General features: G+C 70.2%; 16 protein-coding genes and 1 other RNA gene. 11 read left to right on the forward strand and 6 right to left on the reverse strand.

The genetic code is table 11. The features are described from left to right. The first annotated feature begins 27 nt into the window (after positions 1–27). Both BGO15_RS08330 and rnpB read left to right on the forward strand, forming a co-directional pair. Positions 28–1,740: a bifunctional 3'-5' exonuclease/DNA polymerase gene (locus BGO15_RS08330; protein WP_056208829.1), complete on the forward strand. Its 1,713-nt coding sequence runs from the start codon at positions 28–30 to the stop codon at positions 1,738–1,740. A gap of 32 nt (positions 1,741–1,772) precedes the next feature. Beyond that, positions 1,773–2,128, forward strand: an RNA gene (gene rnpB / locus BGO15_RS08335) — RNase P RNA component class A. A gap of 27 nt (positions 2,129–2,155) precedes the next feature. Here rnpB and ppgK read toward each other — a convergent pair. Beyond that, on the reverse strand, positions 2,156–2,917 hold the full coding sequence (gene ppgK / locus BGO15_RS08340) for a polyphosphate--glucose phosphotransferase (RefSeq protein WP_045246577.1): 762 nt from the start codon (positions 2,915–2,917) through the stop codon (positions 2,156–2,158). Positions 2,918–2,988: 71 nt separating this feature from the next. On the opposite strand from ppgK, the gene BGO15_RS08345 reads away from it, so the two are divergent. The 3 genes from BGO15_RS08345 (at position 2,989) to BGO15_RS08355 (ending at position 7,574) form a co-directional block, all read left to right on the forward strand. After that, the gene (locus tag BGO15_RS08345; protein WP_045246578.1) at positions 2,989–3,174 is read left to right on the forward strand and encodes a hypothetical protein; all 186 of its coding nucleotides are present in this window, start codon (positions 2,989–2,991) and stop codon (positions 3,172–3,174) included. A gap of 67 nt (positions 3,175–3,241) precedes the next feature. Beyond that, on the forward strand, positions 3,242–4,579 hold the full coding sequence (gene glnA, locus BGO15_RS08350) for a type I glutamate--ammonia ligase (RefSeq protein WP_056208832.1): 1,338 nt from the start codon (positions 3,242–3,244) through the stop codon (positions 4,577–4,579). A gap of 7 nt (positions 4,580–4,586) precedes the next feature. Next, entirely contained in the window at positions 4,587–7,574 is a 2,988-nt protein-coding gene (locus tag BGO15_RS08355) for a bifunctional [glutamine synthetase] adenylyltransferase/[glutamine synthetase]-adenylyl-L-tyrosine phosphorylase (RefSeq protein ID WP_056518579.1), read from the forward strand. 89 nt (positions 7,575–7,663) lie between these two features. Here the strand turns inward: BGO15_RS08355 and glnA (BGO15_RS08360) are convergent, their stop codons facing one another. After that, positions 7,664–9,088, reverse strand: a complete 1,425-nt coding sequence (glnA, locus tag BGO15_RS08360) for a type I glutamate--ammonia ligase (protein ID WP_045245759.1) — start codon at positions 9,086–9,088, stop codon at positions 7,664–7,666. Positions 9,089–9,224: 136 nt separating this feature from the next. Between glnA (BGO15_RS08360) and BGO15_RS08365 the strand changes: the two genes are divergently transcribed. Next, positions 9,225–9,626, forward strand: coding sequence for an RDD family protein (locus tag BGO15_RS08365; RefSeq protein WP_056208835.1), 402 nt, complete (start codon positions 9,225–9,227; stop codon positions 9,624–9,626). Between the two features lie 51 nt (positions 9,627–9,677). Here BGO15_RS08365 and BGO15_RS08370 read toward each other — a convergent pair whose 3' ends face one another. Further along, on the reverse strand, positions 9,678–10,385 hold the full coding sequence (locus tag BGO15_RS08370; protein WP_056208838.1) for a DUF4191 domain-containing protein: 708 nt from the start codon (positions 10,383–10,385) through the stop codon (positions 9,678–9,680). Between the two features lie 114 nt (positions 10,386–10,499). On the opposite strand from BGO15_RS08370, the gene BGO15_RS08375 reads away from it, so the two are divergent. Continuing rightward, entirely contained in the window at positions 10,500–11,801 is a 1,302-nt protein-coding gene (locus BGO15_RS08375) for a hypothetical protein (protein WP_056208841.1), read from the forward strand. A 6-nt stretch (positions 11,802–11,807) separates the two neighbouring features. Here BGO15_RS08375 and sucB read toward each other — a convergent pair whose 3' ends face one another. The 3 genes from sucB to BGO15_RS08390 are packed head-to-tail and all read right to left on the reverse strand — an operon-like array spanning position 11,808 to position 16,353. Next, on the reverse strand, positions 11,808–13,472 hold the full coding sequence (gene sucB / locus BGO15_RS08380; RefSeq protein ID WP_056208845.1) for a 2-oxoglutarate dehydrogenase, E2 component, dihydrolipoamide succinyltransferase: 1,665 nt from the start codon (positions 13,470–13,472) through the stop codon (positions 11,808–11,810). Positions 13,473–13,525: 53 nt separating this feature from the next. Further along, a complete protein-coding gene (lpdA, locus tag BGO15_RS08385; RefSeq protein WP_056208848.1) occupies positions 13,526–14,899 on the reverse strand; it encodes a dihydrolipoyl dehydrogenase in 1,374 nt (457 codons plus the stop codon). Next, positions 14,896–16,353 (reverse strand): leucyl aminopeptidase, encoded by a 1,458-nt coding sequence (locus BGO15_RS08390; RefSeq protein WP_056208851.1) that lies wholly within the window; start codon positions 16,351–16,353, stop codon positions 14,896–14,898. Before BGO15_RS08390 ends, lpdA begins: the two co-directional genes overlap by 4 nt. Before the next feature lie 70 nt (positions 16,354–16,423). On the opposite strand from BGO15_RS08390, the gene BGO15_RS08395 reads away from it, so the two are divergent. The 4 genes from BGO15_RS08395 to BGO15_RS08410 all read left to right on the forward strand — a co-directional run bounded on the left by BGO15_RS08395 (position 16,424) and on the right by BGO15_RS08410 (position 20,981). Next, positions 16,424–17,353 (forward strand): proteasome assembly chaperone family protein, encoded by a 930-nt coding sequence (locus BGO15_RS08395; RefSeq protein WP_045248033.1) that lies wholly within the window; start codon positions 16,424–16,426, stop codon positions 17,351–17,353. Positions 17,354–17,534: 181 nt separating this feature from the next. Continuing rightward, complete coding sequence (locus tag BGO15_RS08400; protein WP_056208854.1) at positions 17,535–18,935, forward strand: RNA polymerase sigma factor; 1,401 nt, start codon at positions 17,535–17,537, stop codon at positions 18,933–18,935. A 7-nt stretch (positions 18,936–18,942) separates the two neighbouring features. Continuing rightward, positions 18,943–20,238, forward strand: coding sequence for a Mur ligase family protein (locus tag BGO15_RS08405; RefSeq protein WP_056208857.1), 1,296 nt, complete (start codon positions 18,943–18,945; stop codon positions 20,236–20,238). Beyond that, the gene (locus BGO15_RS08410; RefSeq protein WP_056208860.1) at positions 20,235–20,981 is read left to right on the forward strand and encodes a type 1 glutamine amidotransferase; all 747 of its coding nucleotides are present in this window, start codon (positions 20,235–20,237) and stop codon (positions 20,979–20,981) included. The genes BGO15_RS08405 and BGO15_RS08410 overlap by 4 nt, the downstream gene beginning before the upstream one ends. Positions 20,982–20,984 lie beyond the last annotated feature (3 nt).

The raw sequence follows: 20,984 nt of genomic DNA on the forward strand, positions 1-20,984 counted from the left end.
TCCGGGCTGTGAGCCCGACGCGGACGCATGTCCGCGTCTGAGCCGTCACCGGCGTGGCGACTCGTCGGCACGGACGAGGACGGGGAGATCGCTGTCGTCGAGCTCGATGGCGCGGGCGCCGAGATCTCTCGTGCGGGCGTGACGTCCGGGGGACTGATCGAACTGGCGCGCACGCACACCGACGACGTGCGCTGGGTGTGGAGCGACACGGCGCGCTGGTATCCGCCGCTTCTGGCCGCCGGCGTGCGCGTGCGGCGGGTGCACGATCTCCGCGCGGTACGGGCGATTCTGCGCACCGCCGAGTCGGTGCCCGAGTCCGCACGGCTGCCGACGCATGCCGCGTGGTCCGCGCCCGCGGCCTGGGAGGAGGCGCCCGACTCCCGCGAGGCGCTGTTCGAGGTCGAGACGATCGCCGCGCGCGTTGCGCCGACGGATCTCGCGAGCGGCCACCGGGAGTTCGCCGCGCAGTTGGCCGCGCTCGACGCGGCATCCGGCCGGCTGAGACTCCTCGCCGTCGCGGAATCGACGGGAGCGCTCGTCGCCGCCGAGATGCGGGCAGCCGGCCTCCCGTGGGACGTCGCCACCCACACGAGGCTGCTCGACGAGACGTTGGGCGAGCGGGTCGGGGGCAGCAGGCGCCATGTGGATGCCGCGGCCGCCGCCGTGCGAACCGCCCTCGACGATCCCGACGTCGCGCTCGATTCCCCGCCGCGCCTGCTGCGCGCCCTGCATCGGGCGGGACTCGCCGTCTCGTCGACCAGCAAATGGGAGCTGGAGGACCTCGACCATCCGGTGGTCGCCCCGCTGCTCGCGTACAAGCGCCTGATGCGGCTGCTCACAGCGAACGGCGAGAGCTGGATCGCGACGTGGGTGCACGGCGGCCGCTTCCGGCCCGTCTACGTGCCGAGCGGCGTCGTCACGGGACGCTGGGCCTCGAGCGGCGGCGGCGCGCTTCAGATCCCGCGGTCCCTGCGCCCCGCGGTGCGCGCCGATCCCGGCTGGCTGCTCGTCAGCGCCGACGTCGCCCAGCTCGAGCCGCGGGTGCTCGCCGGAATGTCGCGCGACCGGGCGATGGCGCGTGCGGCCGCGGGCACCGACCTGTACGCCGGCATCGTGCGCACCGGAGTCGTGACCACCCGCCAAGAGGCGAAGATCGCCGTGCTCGGTGCGATGTACGGCGCAACGACCGGCGACAGCGGCCGCCTCGTGCCGCGCCTGCGCCGCGCGTTCCCCGCCGCGATGCGGCTCGTCGACGACGCCGCCGTGGCCGGCGAGGAGGGGCGTGTCGTCTCCACCTGGCTCGGCCGCACCTCGCCACCCGCCGGATCCGCGTTCACCCGCTCCCAGTTCGAGGCCTCGCTCGACGAGACCGACGCGGCCACCGAGCAGCAGGCTCGACGACGAGCCCGCGACCGCGGGCGGTTCACCCGCAACTACGTCGTGCAGGGCACCGCCGCGGAATGGGCGCTGTGCTGGCTCGCCGAGACGCGGCGGTCACTGCTCGCGCTCACGGCGCCCGGCGCGGAAGCCGCGGCATCCGGTCCTGCCCAGTCGGGCGCACCGCACATCGCCTTCTTCCTGCACGACGAGATCATCGTGCACACGCCGGCCGAACTTGCCGACCAGGTCGCCGCGATCGTGACGGATGCCGCGGCCCGCGCCGGCCGCCTTCTGTTCGGCGAGTTCCCCATCGACTTCCCGCTCGACGTGCGCATCGCCCCCGACGCGGGGAAGTCGTAAGAGGTCGGCGCCGGTAGAATCCAAGACGCGAATGGGTCGGCCAGACGGTCGCGTCGCGGGAGACCGCGCCGAGGAACGTCCGGGCTCCGCAGGGCAGGGCGGTGGGTAACACCCACCCGGAGCAATCCGCGAGACAGTGCCACAGAGAGCAGACCGCCGGCAGCAGCCGGTAAGGGTGAAAGGGTGGTGTAAGAGACCACCGGGGGCGCGGTGACGCGCCCCGCACGGTAAACCTCGCCCGGAGCAAGGCCAGACAGGGGATGTTGACGCGGCCCGCCGAGTCCCCGGGTAGGCCGCTGGAGCGTCACGGCAACGTGACGCCGAGAGAGATGACCGTCACCGGGGTTCGCCCCCGGGACAGAACCCGGCGTATCGGCCGGCCCATTCGCCCGCCGATACGCCGGATCAGCGCCGATCAGTCCAGGGCGAGCGAAGCCGCGCCGATGATGCCGGCGTTGTTCTGGTGCACCGCCGGGATGATCGGAGTGCGCAGCTTCAGCAGGCTCAGGAACTCGTCCGCGTGCTTGGAGACGCCGCCGCCCACGACGAACAGGTCGGGGCTGAAGAGCGCCTCGAGGTGGGAGTAGTACCACTGCAGGCGCTTGGCCCACTTCTTCCACGTCAGCTCGTCGCGCTCCATCGCCGAATACGCCGCGTAGAACTCCGCGTCCTTGCGGTGGTTCTTGCGCTCGATGTGGCCGAGCTCCGAGTTCGGGATGAGCACGCCGTTGTAGAGCAGCGCGGTGCCGATTCCGGTGCCGAGGGTCGTGAGGATCGTCAGGCCCTTCGCGTCACGGGCGGCGCCGTAGCGCACCTCTGCGAGGCCCGCGACATCCGCGTCGTTGGCGAAGTGGATGCCGCGCCCCAGCCCCTGCTCGAAGAATTCCTCTGCCGGGAAGTCGATCCAGGTCTCGGCGACGTTCGCCGCCGAGAGCGTGCGACCGTTCTTGACGATGGCCGGGAACGCGACGCCGAGCTCGAGGTCGGAGCCACTCACCTCGAGCGTCTCGAGCACCTGCTGCACCGCGGCGAGCACGTCCTTCGGCTCCGCGCCCTTGGGCGTGGGCACCTTGATGCGCTCACTCACCAGCTCGCCGGCGACCAGGTCGACGACACCGCCCTTGATACCCGTTCCACCGATGTCGATTCCGACTGCGCGCGACTTCTCTGTAGCCATGCGTGAAGCCTATCCATGCCGACAGGGGTGCTCAGTAGGATCGGACCAACGTGACGCCGAGGAGGGCACCCGTGAGCGACGACGAGAACAGCTACTGGTACAACCTGACCACCAAGCAGGTCGAGCACGGACTCCTCTCGCCCGCGGTCGACCGCGCGGGTCCCTTCGCCACGGCAGAGGAGGCGGCGCGCGCTCCGGAGATCATCGCGGAGCGTTCCCGCAAGTGGTCCGAGGACGACGCGCGCGACGACGCCTGAGGTGCGTCGCACGGGGCTCCGGACGAAATAGGCTGGACGCACACACTCGTCCGAGGAGAGGCACGCGATGGACAAGCAGCGGGACTTCGTGCTGCGCACGATCGAGGAGCGCGGCGTCAAGTTCGTCCGCCTCTGGTTCACCGATGTGATCGGCACCCTGAAGTCGGTGGCGATCGCCCCGGCCGAGGTGGAGGGCGCGTTCAGCGAGGGCCTCGGTTTCGACGGCTCTGCGATCGAGGGCCTCACCCGCTCGTACGAGTCGGATCTGCTGGCGCACGCCGACCCGACGACGTTCCAGATCCTGCCATGGCGGGGCGAGGTCGACCCGACGGCGCGCATGTTCTGCGACATCACGACGCCCGACGGACAGCCCGCGGTCGCGGACCCGCGTCACGTGCTCAAGCGTGCGCTGGCGAAGGCCGCCGACGCCGGCTTCACGTTCTACACGCACCCCGAGATCGAGTTCTACCTGCTCAAGTCGTCGTCGTACGGCCCCGACGGACCCGAGCCCGTCGACTCGGCCGGCTACTTCGACAACGTGCCCGGCGGCACGGCGCACGACTTCCGTCGGCGGTCGGTGCGCATGCTCGAAGACCTCGGCATCTCGGTCGAGTACAGCCACCACGAGGGCGGCCCCGGTCAGAACGAGATCGACCTGCGCTACGCCGACGCACTGACGACGGCCGACAACATCATGACCTTCCGCACGGTGATCAAGGAGGTGGCGATCGAGCAGGGCGTCTACGCGACGTTCATGCCGAAGCCGCTGAGCGGACAGCCCGGATCGGGCATGCACACGCACATCTCACTCTTCGAGGGCGATCAGAACGCCTTCTACGAGGAGGGCGCCCAGTACCAGCTCTCGAAGGTCGGCCGACACTTCATCGCGGGGCTGCTGCGTCACGCGAACGAGATCTCGGCCGTCACCAACCAGTTCGTGAATTCGTACAAGCGGCTGTGGGGTGGCGACGAGGCCCCCAGCTTCATCTGCTGGGGTCACAACAACCGCTCCGCCCTCGTGCGCGTTCCGCTGTACAAGCCGAACAAGGGTCAGTCCTCGCGTGTCGAGTACCGTGCGCTCGATTCGGCCGCGAACCCGTACCTCGCCTTCGCGCTGCTGCTCGCGGCGGGCCTGAAGGGCATCGAGGAGGAGTACGAGCTGCCGGCGGAGGCCGAGGACAACGTGTGGTCGCTCAGCGACTCTGAGCGCCGCGCCCTCGGCTACGCGCCGCTGCCGACGAGCCTCGACCAGGCCCTGCGGTTCATGGAGGAGTCCGAGCTCGTCGCCGAGACGCTGGGGGAGCAGGTCTTCAACTACGTGCTGCTCAACAAGCGCAAGGAATGGCAGGGCTACCGCTCGCAGGTCACGCCCTTCGAGCTGAAGAGCAACCTCGAGATGCTCTGACGGGCCGATGGCCACGTCCGACCGGTCGCACACGCGCACCGACCTCGTCCGCTACGGCTTCGGCCATGTGGATGCCGCAGAGGCGGCTCTCGACGAGCTTGCGCTGCTGTGCGGGATCGATCGTGATGCGATCCTCTCGGGTGTGGTCACGGTCGGCGACCCGGATGCGGCGCTGACCGGCATTCTGCGCGTCGCCCGGCGGGATGCCGCCGCGGTCGCGCCCGTGCTCACCGATCACCGGGGCGCGGCCGCGCTCTGGGCGCTCACGGGTGCCTCCGAGGGGTTCGCGGACTTCTACTTCCGCCGACCTGCGCAGCTCGCGGACCTGCTCGGCCGGGAGCCGACCGTGCCGGACGCCGCCGAGCTCACTCACGAGCTTCTCGCGTCGGTCGAGGCGGTCGACGGTTTCGCCGCCGACGGGGGAGAGGCCTCGTGGGTGGCGCTGCGCGTGCGGTACCGCACCCTCCTCGCCCGCATCGCGGCCTACGACCTGCTCACCCCCGATGCACCGGCCCATGTCGATCTCGTGGCTGCCGCACTCGCGGATGCCGCGGGGGCGGCGCTGGAGGCATCGCTTGCGGTCGCGCGCACCCGGCTGTCGGCTTCCATGTTCCCCCGCGACGACGTCGCTGCGGTCGCGCTCGCGATCATCGGGATGGGCAAGACCGGCGCGCGCGAACTCAACTACGTGTCCGATGTCGACGTCATCTTCGTCGGCGACGCGGACGACGTCACCACCGAGCGGCTCGGCGGCAGCCGCGTGGTCGACATCGCCACCCGTCTCGCCGTGCAGACGATGCGCGGCATCTCGAGCATGGAGATCGAGCCGCCCCTGTGGGAGGTCGACGCGAACCTGCGTCCGGAGGGCAAGCAGGGCGCCCTCGTGCGCACGCTCGAATCCCACCTGTCGTACTACGACCGATGGGCGTCGAGCTGGGAGTTCCAGGCCCTGCTGAAGGCCCGCGCGATCGCCGGCGATCCGGACCTCGGCGCACGCTACATCGAGGCGGTCGCCCCCAAGGTCTGGTCGAGCGCCGCCCGCACGAACTTCGTCGACAGCGTGCAGCGCATGCGCGAGCGGGTCACCGAGCACATCCCCGCCGCCGACGTGCCGTTCCAGCTCAAACTCGGGCCCGGCGGCATCCGAGACGTCGAGTTCACGGTGCAGTTGCTCCAGCTCGTACACGGATTGACGGATGCGACCGTGCGCGAGCGCGGCACACTGCCCGCCCTCGCGGCGCTTGTCGACGGCGGCTACATCGGGCGGGCGGATGCCGCGGTCTTCGTGTCCGACTACCGGGTGCTGCGGGTGCTCGAGCACCGCGTGCAGCTGCGACGTCTGAGCCGAACCCATCTGATGCCGCGGGAAGAGGACGAGCGTCGTGTGCTCGCCCGCACGAGTGGGCTGGCGGGGTCGGCTGCGGAGATCTGGGAGCTGTGGGAGCGCATCAAGCGCGACGTGCGAGACGTGCACGTGCGGCTCTTCTACCGTCCACTGCTGTCGGCGGTCGCCTCGCTGGGCGAGGGGGAGCGCACGCTGTCGCCCGAGCAGGCGCACGACCGCCTCACCGCGATCGGATTCCGCGACCCGGCGGGGGCGCTGCGCCACATCGCCGCGCTCACCTCTGGTCTCAGTCGCAAGGCCACGATCCAGCGCCACCTCATGCCTGTGATGCTGCGCTGGTTCGCCGACGGCGTCGACCCCGACTACGGCCTCCTCGCGTTCCGTCGGGTGAGTGAGCGACTGGGCGACACCGCGTGGTTCCTGCGAGTGCTGCGTGACTCCTCGGGGGCGGCGGAGCGACTCACCCGGGTGCTGTCCGGCTCCCGGTATATCGGCGAGCTGATGGAGTGGATCCCGGAGTCCGTCGCCTGGCTCGACGACAACGCGTTGCTGCGGCCGCGGTCGGGCGTCGCGCTGCAGGACGAGGCGCGCGCCATCCAGACGCGGCATCCCGAGACGGAGGAAGCCATGCGCTCCGTGCGGGCGCTGCGTCGACGCGAGCTGCTGCGCACGGCGATGGGCGCGGTGCTCGGCGTCCTGACGATCGATGAGATCGCGGCCGCACTGTCGACGATCACGGATGTCGCGATCCAGGCGACCCTCCGGGCCGTGCGCCGCGAGGTCGTCCCTCCCGAGGACGACGCGCTCGACTTCTCCGTGATCGCGATGGGCCGCCTCGGCGGCGCCGAGCTCGGTTTCGGCTCCGACGCGGATGTCATGTACGTCTATCGTCCGAACGGGGTCGACCCGCAGCGCGCCCACGAGCTCGCCCTGCGCCTCGTCGCGGCGCTACGCGCCTCCTCAGAGGACCATCGTGCACCCCTCGACCTCGACGCCGATCTGCGCCCCGAGGGGCGCAACGGCCCGCTGGCGCGGTCGCTCGACGCGTACACGGAGTACTACCGGCGCTGGTCGCTCTCGTGGGAGGCGCAGGCACTCCTTCGCGCACGCGGCGTCGCGGGGAGCGTGAAGCTGGTCACGGCCTTCTTCGAGGTGGCCGACGAGGTGCGCTACCCCCGCGATGTCGACGTGCAGGGCCTGCGCGAGATCAAGCGCATCAAGGCGCGCGTCGAGAGCGAACGGCTCCCACAGGGCGTTCGGCCGGAGCGCCATCTCAAGCTCGGCCCGGGCGGACTCAGCGACGTCGAATGGCTCGTGCAACTGCTTCAGCACGAGCACGCCGGTCGGCTCCCCGCCCTCCGCACGACGTCCACGCTCGCCGCGCTATCGGTCGCCGTGGACGAGGGACTCATCCCGCGGCCCGCCTACGAGCGGCTGAGCGAGGCCTGGCGCCTCGCGTCGCGTCTCCGGTCGGCCAACACGCTGCTCTCCGGACAGACCAGCGACGTGCTGCCCACCGATCGCGCGCGCCTCGAGGGCATCGCTCGCCTCCTCGAGTACCCGCCCGGCTCCGCGACCCGCGTCGAGGAGGACTGGATGCGCACCTCGCGCCGGGCACGGCAGGTGTTCGAGCGCCTCTTCTACGGCTGAACCCGGCCGCTACCGGCGCGTCAGGCACGGGAACGCCGAAGGGCCCCGGCCTGCATGTGCAGTCCGGGGCCCTTCGGCGAGGCATCCGATCAGACGCCGAAGTACAGCTCGTACTCGAACGGGTGCGGACGAGCAGCCAGCGGCTTGATCTCGTTCTCGATCTTGTACTCGATCCACGTCTCGATGAGCTCGGGCGTGAACACGTTGCCCTTGGTCAGGAACTCGTGGTCGGCACGCAGCGCCTCGAGCGAGTCGAGCAGCGAGTTCGGGACCTGCGGGATGTTCTTGGCCTCCTCGGGGGGAAGCTCGTACAGGTCCTTGTCGACCGGCTCGTGCGGCTCGATGCGGTTCTGGATGCCATCGAGACCGGCCATGAGCTGGGCGGCGAAGGCGAGGTACGGGTTGCCCGAGGCGTCGGGCGCACGGAACTCGATGCGCTTGGCCTTCGGGTTGGTGCCCGTGATCGGGATGCGGATGGCCGCCGAGCGGTTGCCGGCCGAGTAGACCAGGTTGACCGGGGCCTCGTAGCCCTTGACCAGACGCTTGTAGGAGTTCAGCGTCGGGTTGGTGAACGCGAGCAGCGCCGGCGCGTGGGCCAGGATGCCGCCGATGTACCACCGGGCGACGTCCGAGAGCCCGCCGTAGCCGGTCTCGTCGTAGAACAGCGGCTTGCCCTCGAGCCACAGCGACTGGTGGGTGTGCATGCCCGAACCGTTGTCGCCGAAGAGCGGCTTCGGCATGAAGGTCGCGACCTTGCCCCACTCGAGAGCGGTGTTCTTGACGATGTACTTGAACTTCAGGATGTCGTCCGCCGCATGCACCATCGTGTCGAAGCGGTAGTTGATCTCCGCCTGGCCGCCGGTGCCGACCTCGTGGTGGGCACGCTCGAGGATGAGACCGGCCTCGATGAGCTTGAGCGAGATGTCGTCACGCAAGTCGGCCTGCTTGTCGACGGGGGAGACCGGGAAGTAGCCACCCTTGTAGGGGGTCTTGTTCGCGAGGTTTCCGCCCTCTTCGACGCGGCCCGAGTTCCAGGCGCCCTCTTCGGAGTCGACGGCGTAGAAGCTCGAGTTCTGCTTCACCTCGTAGCGCACGTCGTCGAAGATGTAGAACTCCGCCTCGGGGGCGAAGAACGCGGTGTCGGCGATGCCGGTCGAGGCGAGGTACTTCTCCGCCTTCTTGGCGACCTGACGCGGGTCCTTCGCGTAGATCTCACCGTTGCGCGGGTTGTAGATGTCGAAGAGCATGATGAGCGTCTTCGCCTCGCGGAACGGGTCGAGGTAGGCGGTCGACACGTCGGGGATGAGCTGCATGTCGGACTCGTGGATGTTCGCGAAGCCGCGGATCGAGGAGCCGTCGAACAGCTGACCGACCGTGAAGAAGTCCTCATCGACGGTCGCAGCGGGAATGTTGAAGTGCTGCTGGACACCAGGGAGATCCGTGAACCGGATGTCGAGGAACTTGACGTCCTCGTCCTTGATGAACTTCAGCACCTCGGATGAATCACTGAACATGGAGACTCCTGAGGTAGGGCATTCGGGAAGTTCCGCCCGCCACCGGCGGGACGCATCCGAAACTATCGACGGGGCGTTGCCCGGCGATATCTCGGATGTTTCGGGCATGTTACGCGACGCTGTCTAGGCTGTCGGCGTGAGTGATGAGCGGACGACTTCAGCCTATCCGGGTGCGCGCCTCGGACTTCCCGAGACCGGCCGGCTGAGTATCGCGCGGTTCGGTCGACGGCTCGGTGGGTACGCGATCGACGCAGCGCTGTCCGCGCTCATCTCCTTCGCGTTCTTCCGTTACAGCGCGGTCGCGTCGCTCGTCATCTTCGCCCTGCTCCACGTGCTCTTCATCCCGACCATCGGCGGCAGCCCCGGGCACCGGCTCGTGGGCCTGCGGGTCGTGAAGGCGACCGGCGGATGGATCGGTCTCTGGCGCCCGGTCGTGCGCACTGCACTGCTGCTCCTGCTCTTTCCGGCGCTCATCTGGAACGTCGATCACCGGGGTCTGCATGACGTCTTCGCGGGCACGATGACCATCCGCTGGTGATCGGATCATCCGCTGGTGATCGTCACCTGCGGATACGCCTGAGTGCGCCGGTCAGCGCGGGCGCGGTGCCCGCGCCTTGAGCGGGTCGACGCCCTTCGGGATCGGCAGCGACGAGAGCCCCCGCGAGACCGAGTCGAGACGCTTGATGACCGCCGCCTGCGTGCCGCGGTCGATCGCCTTCGGCAGGCGCTTGATGGTCGTGGCGAGCTTCGAGATCGCGACGTCCTCGTCGCCGTGGCCGACGTAGAGCACTGTGACCGGCACACCCGATGCGACGCGCTGGATCTTGGACTTCTCATCGGCGACCAGACGTGTCAGCCGCCCGCGCGAACCCTCGGCGACGATGACGACACCGCCGCGTCCGATCGCGCGGAAGACCGCATCCTGCGAGCGGGGGTTGACACCGACGGGCGACTCGCCGCCCTGCCAGTTGCGTCCGAGCGCCGTGGAGAGCACGTGACCGGACGCGCCCGGCATCCCGTCGATCTTCTGGTACATCGCGCGCGTCGACAGCCGAGTCATGGTCATGAGGGATCCGAGCACACCGAACATGAGACCCGTGACGCCCCAGAGGATGACGCTCCACCCGGCGACGGGCGGGATCAGGAAGCCGACGCCGACACCGATGAGGATGCCGAGCACGATCACGCCCGCGATGAGCCATCCGAGCCACGGGTACACCTCGCGGGTGAACCGGAAGAGCGTCTGGATCTGGGAGAGGAAGCCGGGGCGCTTCTCGGGAGACGTGCTGCGTGCCATGCGGAACAGCCTACCGGCGCGTCGCCTCCTCCCCACCCCGCCGACCGGCATGGTCGTGCCGCGACTCCGCGCGCGGAGCGTGGGCACCGAGTACGGAGGGCGCAGTCTTGCCGCATGTCCCTGCTCGACGACCGTCTCGTGATCCTCCGCCTCGTCGCTCCGCCCCGGGCACCCTGGCCGGGCGCGCTGGCCCGCGACGTTGACGGGGCGACGTTGCATGTGGTCGACACCGCCGTTATCGGCGAGCACTGGCGGGGAGGTGACGAGGACGGCGGGCACGTTCTCGGCCTCCGCGACATCCGGCGGCGTCCCGATGGCCACGACCTCCTCGTCGACGCATGCGACCGTGCGCTGGGCACTGTCGTGGATGCCCTGCCTGTCGGCGACGCGGGCCTCGGTGCCGCCGTGACGATCGCCGTCGGCGTGCTGCGCGGCATCCATGCGGAGCATGTCCGCGGCCATGGTGAGCTGTGCGCGGGATCCTGGTGGGTGACGACGAGCGGCCGCCCGGTGTTCGTGCATTCCGCCGGCGACGGAATGGTGACCGACGGCGCCCACGTCATCGAGCAGCTCGCCGCCATCGGCGGCCCGGGCGGCCTGTGGGCGGATGCCGCGGCTCTGTGCCGCGTCCGGCGTCTCGACGACGAGGACCTTCGCGCGATCGAGGAACGGCTGTTCGCCGCTGCGACACCTGCCGCACTGCCGGACGCCGACACTCCGCTCGCGCGATCAGACCGCGCACAGATCGCACCCGAGGACGACGATCACCGTGCGTCGTGGTGGAGCCCGCTCATCGCCGGTGTCGACGGTGACGTGCGTGGCTGGGCCGGCGCGGTACGCACCGCTCTCGGCCGTGCACGACGACCACGTCACGCGAGTGTCTCGCTCACGGCGCCGCACACGGCCCACGGGTCGCCTCTCACATCAACTGAGGCGCGGCGCGCTCCGCGCGGACGACTTGTCGCCGTCGCCGCGGTGACCGCAGGCGCGGTCGCCGCGCTGGGGCTGCTGTGGCCGCGCGAGGCCCCGACGGCGACGCCGAGCATCCTGACTCCGGCCGATCCGACACCGACCGCCATATCGACCGCTGAGTCGGCGCCGACCTCGCCATCCGCCGCTGCGGCGTCGGTCGGCCCGACCACCGCGGCGGAGGCCGTCGCGGCGCTCCTCGCCCTTCGGCGGGAATGCGGCGATGAGTCCTGCCGCGCCGCCGTCACCGCGAGCGCGGTCGATGTGCCGCCCGGCCCGGTCGATGCATCGGATGCCGTCGTCGAGGTGATCGATGACTACGGGGGAGTGGTCGCTGTGCGCGTCACCGCGGCATCCGTGGCGGGCGTCCAGCTCGTCACCGCCGTCTACGACAGACAACGCTGGCTCTTGCGAAGCGTCGTCGACGCACCGCAAGAGCCAGCGTGAGTGGGGTCAGATGCCGAGGTCGGCCTGGAACGCCGCGGCCTCGAGACGAGCTTTCACCGCTCCGAGGAAGCGCGCAGCGTCGGCCCCGTCGATGACGCGGTGGTCGTACGACAGAGCGAGGAACACGTACGAGCGCACGGCGATCGCGTCGACGCCGCCGACCTTCACGACACCGGGACGCTTGAACACGACACCCGTGCCGAGAATCGCGGACTGCGGCAGGAAGACGACGGGGGTGTCGAACAGCGCTCCGCGCGAACCGGTGTTCGTGAGGGTGAACGTTCCGCCGCCGAGCTCGTCGGGCTTCAGCTTGTTCTCACGGGTGCGGGCCGCCAGGTCCGCGATCTCCGCCGCGATCTGCGCGACGTTCTTCGAGCCCGCGTCGCGCACCACAGGGGTGAGGAGGCCACGCTCGGTGTCGACCGCGATGGAGAGGTTCTCGCTCGCCGGGTAGACGATCTGGTCGCCGTCGACGGTCGCGTTGATGACCGGGAACGCCTGCAGCGCCTCCGCAGCCGCGAGGGCGAAGAAGGGCAGGAAGGAGAGCTTCTGACCTGTCTTGGCCTGGAAATCACCCTTGACGGCGTCGCGGAACGTCGCGAGGTCGGTGACGTCGACCTCGACGACCGTCGTGAGCTGCGCGGTGGCCTGCATCGACGCGACGGCGCGCTCGGCGAGAACCTTGCGCAGACGCGACATCGGCTGGGTGGTGCCGCGCAGCGGCGAGACCTCGAGCGTGGGCGCAGCCGGGGCCACAGCAGCGGCCGCAGGTGCGCTCGTCGCCGACTCGGCGGCCTTGAGCACGTCCTCCTTGCGGATGCGTCCACCGACGCCCGAGCCCTTGACCGTGGCGAGATCGACACCCTGCTGCTGCGCGAGACGACGCACGAGCGGCGTCACGTAGCTGACATCGTCGCCCGAGGCCGCCGCCGCAGGAGCGACAACCGGGGCCGGTGCAGCGACGGGAGCCGCAGCGGCCGGAGCCGCAGCAGCGGGAGCAGGGGCGGGAGCAGCAACAGGAGCCGGCGCGGGAACGGCTGCCGGCGCAGCGGCGGGGGCGGAGGCCCCATCGCCGATGCGGGCGAGCGCGGCGCCTACGGCGACAGTCTCGTCCTCCTGCACCAGGATCTCCTGCAGCACACCGGCGAACGGAGCCGGGATCTCGGTGTCGACCTTGTCGGTCGAGATCTCGAGCAACGGCTCGTCGACCTCGACCGAGTCGCCGACCTGCTTCAGCCAGCGGGTGACGGTGCCTTCGGTCACGCTCTCGCCGAGCTCGGGGAGCACGACCTCCTTGCCGCCGGAGGCGGTCGGGGCGGCAGCGGCCGGAGCAGCAGCGGGGGAAGGCTCCGCCGCGGGGGCCGGGGTCTCCGCGACCGGCGCGGGCTCGGACTCGGCAGCCGGAGCAGCGGTCTCGGGGGCGGGCGCGGCAGAACCGTCACCGATCTTTGCGAGCACGGCACCGACTTCGATCGTGTCGTCCTCCTGAACGAGGATCTCCTCGATTACACCGGCGACGGGCGAGGGGATCTCGGTGTCGACCTTGTCGGTCGAGATCTCCACGAGACCCTCATCGACGGCCACCGTGTCCCCTACTTGCTTGAGCCAGCGGGTGACCGTTCCCTCGGTCACGCTCTCGCCGAGAGCGGGGAGGACCACGGAAGTGCTCATGGGTGTTGCTCCTTCACGAATGCGGTGTGGTGTCTAGCTTAGTGACGCGTCGCTCACGCGACGTGCAGGGGCGAGCCCGCGAGCGCGAGGAACGCCTCGCCGAGAGCCTCGCCCTGAGTGGGGTGTGCGTGCACGAACGGCGCGATGTCCTCGGGGTGGGCCTCCCAGCCCACGACGAGCTGCGCCTCGGTGATGAGTTCGCCGACCCGATCGCCGACGAGATGGACTCCCACGACCGGCCCGTTCAGGCGACGGACGACCTTCGCGACGCCGGACGTGCCGAGGATGGTGCTCTTGGCGTTGCCCGCCAGGTTGTACTCGACGGTGGCGATCGCCTCTGCACCCCAGGTCTCCTTCGCCCGCTCCTCGGTGAGACCGACCGACGCGACCTCCGGGTGCGTGTAGATCACGCGGGGGATCGAGGCATCCGGGATCTGCGGCACCGTGCGTCCGTGGATGCGCTCCGCCACGGCGAGCCCGTGCTGGAACCCGCGGTGGGCGAGCTGCAGCCCGGCGACGACGTCACCCGCCGCCCACACGCCCGGCACCGTGGTGCGCAGCTGGTCGTCGACGACGACGAACCCGCGCTCGAGCGCGACGCCGGCCTGCTCGAGTCCGAGGTCCGCGGTGTGCGGCGCCCGCCCGACAGCGACGAGCACGACGTCACCCTCGAGCACAGTGCCGTCCTCGAGCGTCACGGATGCCGCGTCCGCCGTCTCGGCGACAGTCGCGACGCGTACACCGAGGCGGGTCTGGATGCCCCGACGGCGGAAGGCCCGCTCCAACTGGGCGACAGAGGAGGCGTCCTCGGCGGCGACGAGGTGGTCGAGGGCTTCCACGATCGTGACCTCGGCGCCCAGGCTCCGCCAGGCGCTCGCGAACTCCACACCGATGACGCCCCCGCCGAGGACGATCGCCCGCGCCGGCACGACGTCCGACGACAGTGCGGTCTCGCTGGTCCACACGCGCGGGCCGGGTTCGATGCCCGGCAGCAGACGGGTATGCGATCCCGTCGCGATGACGACATGGGACGCTGCGTACGTGTCGTCGCCGACGGTGACGACGCGGTCGGGCCCGAGCACGCCGTACCCGGCGACGACGGTGATGCCGTGACCCGCGATGAGGCCCTGCAGACCCTTGTGCTTGCCGGCGACGATCTTGTCGCGGAACGCGCGCGCGGCGGAGCCGTCGACGACGACCTCGCCGACCGAGACGCCCGCGGTCGACGCCGCATGTGCGACATCCGCGACCTCGGCCGTGTGCAGCAGCGCCTTCGTCGGCACGCAGCCGCGGTGAAGGCAGGTGCCGCCGAGCTTGTCGGCCTCGACGATGACGACCGACGAGCCGAGCTCGCGGGCACGGATCGCCGCCGCGTAACCGGCGCTGCCGCCGCCGATGACGACGACGTCGACGGTGTGCGCGCTCATGCGCGGGTGCCGATCAGCTCGATGAGGCTCCGCACCGTCGCGGCGGTAGGGCCTTTGTCGGTGAAGCCGTATCCGCCGCCCTTGTTCATGCCGACACCGGCGATGTCGAGGTGCACCCAAGGAATGCGAGGGGCGTCGTCGGCATCCGAGAGACGTCCGACGAAGCGGCGGAGGAAGAGACCCGCGAACAGCGACCCGCCCGCCGGGTCGCCGATCTTCGCGTTCACGAGGTCGGCGATCGGGGAGTCGAGCTCGTCCTCCATGTGGTCGGGGAGCGGCAGCGGCCAGGCCAGCTCGGAGACCCGCTCTGCGGCGGCGAGATAGGCCGCAACGGCGCCCTCCTCACCCATGACGCCGGTGTGGCGGGTGCCGAGTGCGGTGGTGATCGCCCCGGTGAGAGTCGCGACGTCGACGATCAGGTCGGGGTTCTCGCGGCTCGCCGCGACGAGGCCGTCCGCGAGCACGAGGCGACCCTCGGCATCGGTGTTCAGCACCTCGACGGTCTGGCCGTCGGCGATGCGCAGAACGTCGCCCGGACGCGTGGCGCTGCCGGAGGGCATGTTGTCAGCAATGCAGAGCCACGCGGTCACGCGCACCGGAACCGCGAGACGCGCGGCCGCACGGGCCACGGCGAGCACTGTCGCGGCTCCGCACATGTCGTACTTCATGCCGACCATGGACCCGGCCGGCTTCAGCGAGAGACCGCCGGTGTCGAAGGTGATGCCCTTGCCGACGAGGGCGACGTGCCCCGTCGCGTCGGCGGGGGAGTAGTCCACCCTCACGAGGCGCGGCGGGCGCACCGAGCCCTGTCCGACGCCGAGGATGCCGCCGAAGCCGCCCGCCCGCAGTGCGTCCTCGTCCCAGACGGTCACCTCGACGGGGAGCCCCTCGACGGCGGCGCGCGCCGCATCGGCGAGATCGGCGGGGCCGAGCCACTCGGCCGGCGTCGTGACGAGGTCCTTGACGAGAGCGGATGCCTCGCCCACCGCCGCGGCGAAGGCGGCATCGTCATCCGTGCCCGGGGCCGCGATGAGCACACGGTTCGCGCGGACTCGCCCCGGCGCGTTCTTCTTGTAGCCGTCGAAGCGGTATCCCCCGAGGGTCGCGCCTTCGGCGATCGCGCGGGCGTGCGCGGCGGTGCCGCCGAGCGGCACGATCGCGACCGTCTCGAATCCGATGAGGGTGCGAATGCCGGCGCCGGCCGCGAAACGGGATGCCGCGGCATCCGCGCCGTCGCCGACCGCGACGACCGCGGCGGGGAGCGAGACGAGTTCCGGCACGCTCACCCGGGTGACGGCGCCTGCGCTGCGCGAGGCGCCGACGGCGTCGGCCGCGGCGCGCACAGACGTGCTCGCATCGTCGGCGGGATCACCCCAGGGAAGGAGGAACAGCACCGCGTCCGCGGCGATCTCGGTGGTCGGCTGGTCGGTGAACTCGAGAACGGGGTACGGCATGACTTCATCCTAGGTACGCCCAGGGCGAAGCGTCCGGCCCACCCCCTCGTCCGGCTCCTAGCATGGAGTCATGCCCTTCGACGCTCCTCTGTACGACGCCGCGGACGACGCGCCGGAGGTGCCGCACGGCCTTCCGCTCGTGATCGCGTTCACCGGTTTCACCGATGCGGGATCGGCGGCATCGCAGGTCATCGACCACCTGCGCGAGGCGGGGGACCTGCAGACCGTGCTGCGCTTCGAGAACGACGTGCTGCTCGACTATCGCGCCCGCAGGCCGATCGTCGTGTTCGACGAGGACCACCTGTCCGACTACCGTCCGCCGCGGCTCGAACTGTCGCTCGGACGCGACACCCTCGGACAGCGATTCCTGCTGCTGTCGGGATACGAGCCGGACTTCGCCTGGGAGGCTTTCGCGTCCTCCGTCACCGAGGCTGCGCACGCCCTCGGCGTCTCGGGCGTGACGTGGGTGCACGCGATCCCCATGCCCGTGCCGCACACGCGGCCCCTCGGCGCGACCGTGTCGGGCACCCGACCAGACCTGACGGCGGCGCATTCGGTGTGGAAGCCCCGCACGCAGGTACCCGCCACCATCGGACACCTGCTCGAGTACCGCTTCGCCGAGGCAGGAGCGAAGATCGCGGGGTTCGTGCTGCTCGTACCTCACTACCTCGGCGACGCCGAGTACCCCGCCACCGCCATCGCCGCCTTCGACAGCATCACGCTCGCCACGGGTCTCGTGTTCGACGTCGAGTCCCTCCGGCAGGAGAACGAGGCGTTCGTCGCAAAGGTCGCCGAGCAGATCGAGCAGAGTGACGAGCTCGGCACCATGCTGTCAGGCCTCGAGGAGCGCTACGACGCCTATATGGCGGGAGCGACGCAGGCCACTCCGCTGATCCACCAGGGCGATCTGCCGAGCGCCGACGAGCTCGCCGCCGAGCTCGAGCGCTTCCTCGCGTCACGCCCGGGCGACGACGACCGGCGCGCCGGCCCGTTCTCTTGAGCGGGGAATGCGCCTGAGCGCACCGATGTTGCCACAGGGGAGACCGCGAGGCGAGGACGCCGACGCGGGTATGAGACAATGAGGGACCGACCCGTTGTCGATCCGGTTGCGAACAGCACTGGACTTGACAAGGGTCTTACCTCTGTCCGAGGGAGGGAACGCCCTCGGTGAAAGGCGAAACGTGACTCCAGCCACCAAGACCGGAACCCGATCGCGCGCGACCACGAAGGCTGCGGACGCCGCCGACGAGACGGCCGTCGTCGACGAGACGGATGCCGCGGCGACGGAGCCCGCGACGAAGACCCGCGCGACGGCGAAGCCCGCAGCGAAGAAGGCCGCGCCCGCGAAGAAGGCGCCTGAGAAGAAGTCGACCGCGAAGCCGAAGGACGACGAGTTCGACGAGGACGAGGACGAGGACGACGTCGAGATCGACGAGGAGCTCGACGACTCCGCCGATGACGGCGACGAGTCGGACGACAGCGACGGCGACGACACGCCCACGGCGAAGAAGAAGACGGATGCCGCGGCATCCGACGACGCCGACGACGATGCGGAAGACGACGACGAGAAGAAGCCCGCGTTCAGCGAGCCGCTTCCGACGGGCGCGATCGTCATCTCGTCGAGCGACGAGGACGACGTCCCGGTCTACTCGACGCAGATCACCGGCGCGACAGCCGACCCGGTCAAGGACTACCTGAAGCAGATCGGCAAGGTGCCGCTGCTGAACGCGGCCGAAGAGGTCGAGCTCGCGATGCGCATCGAGGCGGGTCTGTTCGCCGAGGAGAAGCTCTCGGGCATGTCGGCCGCCGACAAGGCCGGCCAGACGGGCCTCGACCTGCAGTGGGTCGCCCGTGACGGTCAGCGCGCGAAGAGCCACCTGTTGGGCGCGAACCTGCGTCTGGTCGTGTCGCTCGCGAAGCGCTACACCGGGCGCGGCATGCAGTTCCTGGACCTCATCCAGGAGGGCAACCTGGGCCTCATCCGCGCAGTCGAGAAGTTCGACTACACCAAGGGCTTCAAGTTCTCGACGTATGCGACGTGGTGGATCCGTCAGGCGATCACCCGAGCGATGGCCGATCAGGCGCGCACGATCCGCATCCCCGTTCACATGGTCGAGGTCATCAACAAGCTCGCCCGCGTGCAGCGGCAGATGCTGCAGGACCTCGGACGCGAACCCACGCCCGAGGAGCTGAGCCGCGAGCTCGACATGACCCCCGAGAAGGTCATCGAGGTGCAGAAGTACGGCCGTGAGCCGATCTCGCTGCACACGCCGCTCGGTGAGGACGGCGACAGCGAATTCGGCGATCTGATCGAGGACACCGAGGCTGTGGTCCCGGCCGACGCGGTGGGCTTCACCATGCTGCAGCGTCAGCTCGAGTCGCTCCTCGACTCGCTCAGCGAGCGCGAGGCGGGCGTGATCCGCATGCGGTTCGGTCTCGGCGACGGCCAGCCGAAGACGCTCGACCAGATCGGCGACACGTTCGGCGTCACGCGCGAGCGCATCCGTCAGATCGAGTCGAAGACGATGGCGAAGCTGCGTCATCCGTCGCGGTCGCAGTCGCTGCGCGACTACCTCGAGTGAGCCGCGCATGACGTTCCGCGCGAAGTACGTCCCCGCGGTCGCCGTCGGCAAGCTCGCCCGATTCGCCACGCGCCTGCGCGGCGGCGGATCGGCGTTCCCGGGGTACGTCGCCAACCGGCTCGCGCCCACGCTGCTGTCGAGCATCGCTGCGCAGTTCCCGGCGGGCGTCGTGTTCGTGCTGGGGTCGAACGGCAAGACCACGACGACGCACATGATCAGCGAGGTGTTGCGGGCGCACGGTCTGCGGGTGTTCACGAACCCCACCGGCGCGAACCTGCCGCAGGGCGTCACGAGCGCGTTCCTCGCGGATGCGACCCTGTTCGGTCGGGTGCGGGCTGATGTCGCGGTGCTGGAGGTCGACGAGGGCTATGCGGCCGACCTTGCCGACATCCTCTCGCCGCGGGTGATCGTGGCGCTGAACGTGCAGGTCGACCAGCTGTACCGGTTCTACGAGACCGAGCGGGTCGCCGACATGATGCTGGATGCCGCGACCCGCGCGAGCGTGCGCGTGGTGACCAACCGCGATGATCCGTACCTCAGCAAGATCGACCCGTCGACGCTGCGCGCGCCGGTGTCGTTCTTCGGCGCCTCGGATGAGGTCGTCGCCGCGTCGGCTCACGGTCTGAACAACGCCGCCGACACCCGCAGCGGAACCGCGCAGGCGATCCGCCACGAGGCGGAGAGCGAGGTCACCGCTGTCTCCGGACGCGAGGTCGAGATCTCCCTCGAGGGGCGGAGCATCCCGGTCCGCCTTCCCGCGCGCGGCCTGCACTACGCGGTCGATGCGGCGGCGGCGGTCAGCGCCGCCCGTCACGTGCTCGGCGACGCCTTCCGGCCCGAGGCCGCGCAGGCCGGCTTCGCCGCGATGGCCCCGGCCTACGGACGCGGCGAGGTCATTCCGCTGCGTCGCGATCCGGCGGGCGAGCTGGTGGAGTTCGTGATGTTCAAGAACGGCCCGAGCCTGCAGCTGAACATCGACGCGCTCGACGGCACACCCGAGCGGCTGCTATTCGCGATCGATGAGGGCACGCCCGACATCTCCTGGCTGTACGACGTCGATCTCTCGGCCTTCGACCACGTCGATGTGATCACGGGGGAGAAGGCCCACCAGATCGCCACGCGCTTCGCCTACGCCGGAATCCCGATCGGGGTCGTCGAACCCGACCTCGAGAAGGCCGTCGAGATCATGCGGTCGTTCCCGGTGACGGCGTCCGGCCGTCAGAACTGGTTCGTCAACTACGAGCTCATGATGATCGGACGTCGCGTGCTCGGTCACGGAGACCAGGAGATCGCCCGCCGATGACTCTGCGCCTCATCCAGCTCTATCCGACCCTGCTCGGCATCTCCGGCGACGCCGGAAACGTCGAGGTGCTCGCGACCCGCGCGCGTCTCGCCGGGCTCGAGGTCGAGGTCGTCACCGTCGAACCCGGCGACACCGCGCCGGGCGAGGCCGACCTGATCGTCATCGGCAACGGACCGCTCTCCGCGATCCGCACCGTCGAATCCGACCTGCGTGCCCGCGCCGACTGGCTGCGCACCGAGGTCGAGAACGGTTGCCCCGTGCTCGCCGTCGGCGGCGGTGCGGAGCTGCTCGCCGAGCAGATCACCCTCACGGACGGCTCCCGTCTCGACGGGCTCGGCCTCGTTCCGGCGCGGGTCGCCCGCACGCGAGAGCGTCGTGTCGGTTACGTCGTCGCTGACACGGCCGACGGACGGCTCGTCGGCTTCGAGGACCATGCCTCGCTGTGGTCGCTCGATGACCCCGCCCTCGCGTACGGAACGGTGATCGCGGGCAGCGGCGGCGTCGACGGCGGCCACGAGACGGTGCGCGCCGGCAGCGTCGTCGCAACGAACCTGCAGGGCCCGGTGCTTCCGCTGAACCCCTGGCTCGCCGACCTGCTGCTCACCGCAGCGACAGCCCGTCGCGCCCTCACGTACTCGACCGGCGACGCGCACGCCGCGATCGACGCCCATGCCGACGCCGCGCGTGCCGAGATCGAGCGCCTGGCCACCGGCAAGCGGTTCACGGCCATCCAGCTGCGATAGGCC

The sequence above is a fragment of the Microbacterium sp. 71-23 genome, from assembly GCF_001897265.1.
GTDB classification, from domain to species: domain Bacteria; phylum Actinomycetota; class Actinomycetes; order Actinomycetales; family Microbacteriaceae; genus Microbacterium; species Microbacterium ginsengisoli.

Bases quoted from the DNA above. Each gene is read 5' to 3' on its own strand.
- BGO15_RS08390 (WP_056208851.1), bottom strand. From the start codon at position 16,353: ATGCCGTACCCCGTTCTCGAGTTCACCGACCAGCCGACCACCGAGATC.
- BGO15_RS08410 (WP_056208860.1), top strand. From the start codon at position 20,235: ATGACTCTGCGCCTCATCCAGCTCTATCCGACCCTGCTCGGCATCTCC.
- lpdA (WP_056208848.1), bottom strand. From the start codon at position 14,899: ATGAGCGCGCACACCGTCGACGTCGTCGTCATCGGCGGCGGCAGCGCC.
- BGO15_RS08330 (WP_056208829.1), top strand. From the start codon at position 28: ATGTCCGCGTCTGAGCCGTCACCGGCGTGGCGACTCGTCGGCACGGAC.
- BGO15_RS08375 (WP_056208841.1), top strand. From the start codon at position 10,500: ATGTCCCTGCTCGACGACCGTCTCGTGATCCTCCGCCTCGTCGCTCCG.
- glnA (WP_045245759.1), bottom strand. From the start codon at position 9,088: ATGTTCAGTGATTCATCCGAGGTGCTGAAGTTCATCAAGGACGAGGAC.
- ppgK (WP_045246577.1), bottom strand. From the start codon at position 2,917: ATGGCTACAGAGAAGTCGCGCGCAGTCGGAATCGACATCGGTGGAACG.
- BGO15_RS08395 (WP_045248033.1), top strand. From the start codon at position 16,424: ATGCCCTTCGACGCTCCTCTGTACGACGCCGCGGACGACGCGCCGGAG.
- BGO15_RS08405 (WP_056208857.1), top strand. From the start codon at position 18,943: ATGACGTTCCGCGCGAAGTACGTCCCCGCGGTCGCCGTCGGCAAGCTC.
- sucB (WP_056208845.1), bottom strand. From the start codon at position 13,472: ATGAGCACTTCCGTGGTCCTCCCCGCTCTCGGCGAGAGCGTGACCGAG.
- BGO15_RS08355 (WP_056518579.1), top strand. From the start codon at position 4,587: ATGGCCACGTCCGACCGGTCGCACACGCGCACCGACCTCGTCCGCTAC.
- BGO15_RS08370 (WP_056208838.1), bottom strand. From the start codon at position 10,385: ATGGCACGCAGCACGTCTCCCGAGAAGCGCCCCGGCTTCCTCTCCCAG.
- glnA (WP_056208832.1), top strand. From the start codon at position 3,242: ATGGACAAGCAGCGGGACTTCGTGCTGCGCACGATCGAGGAGCGCGGC.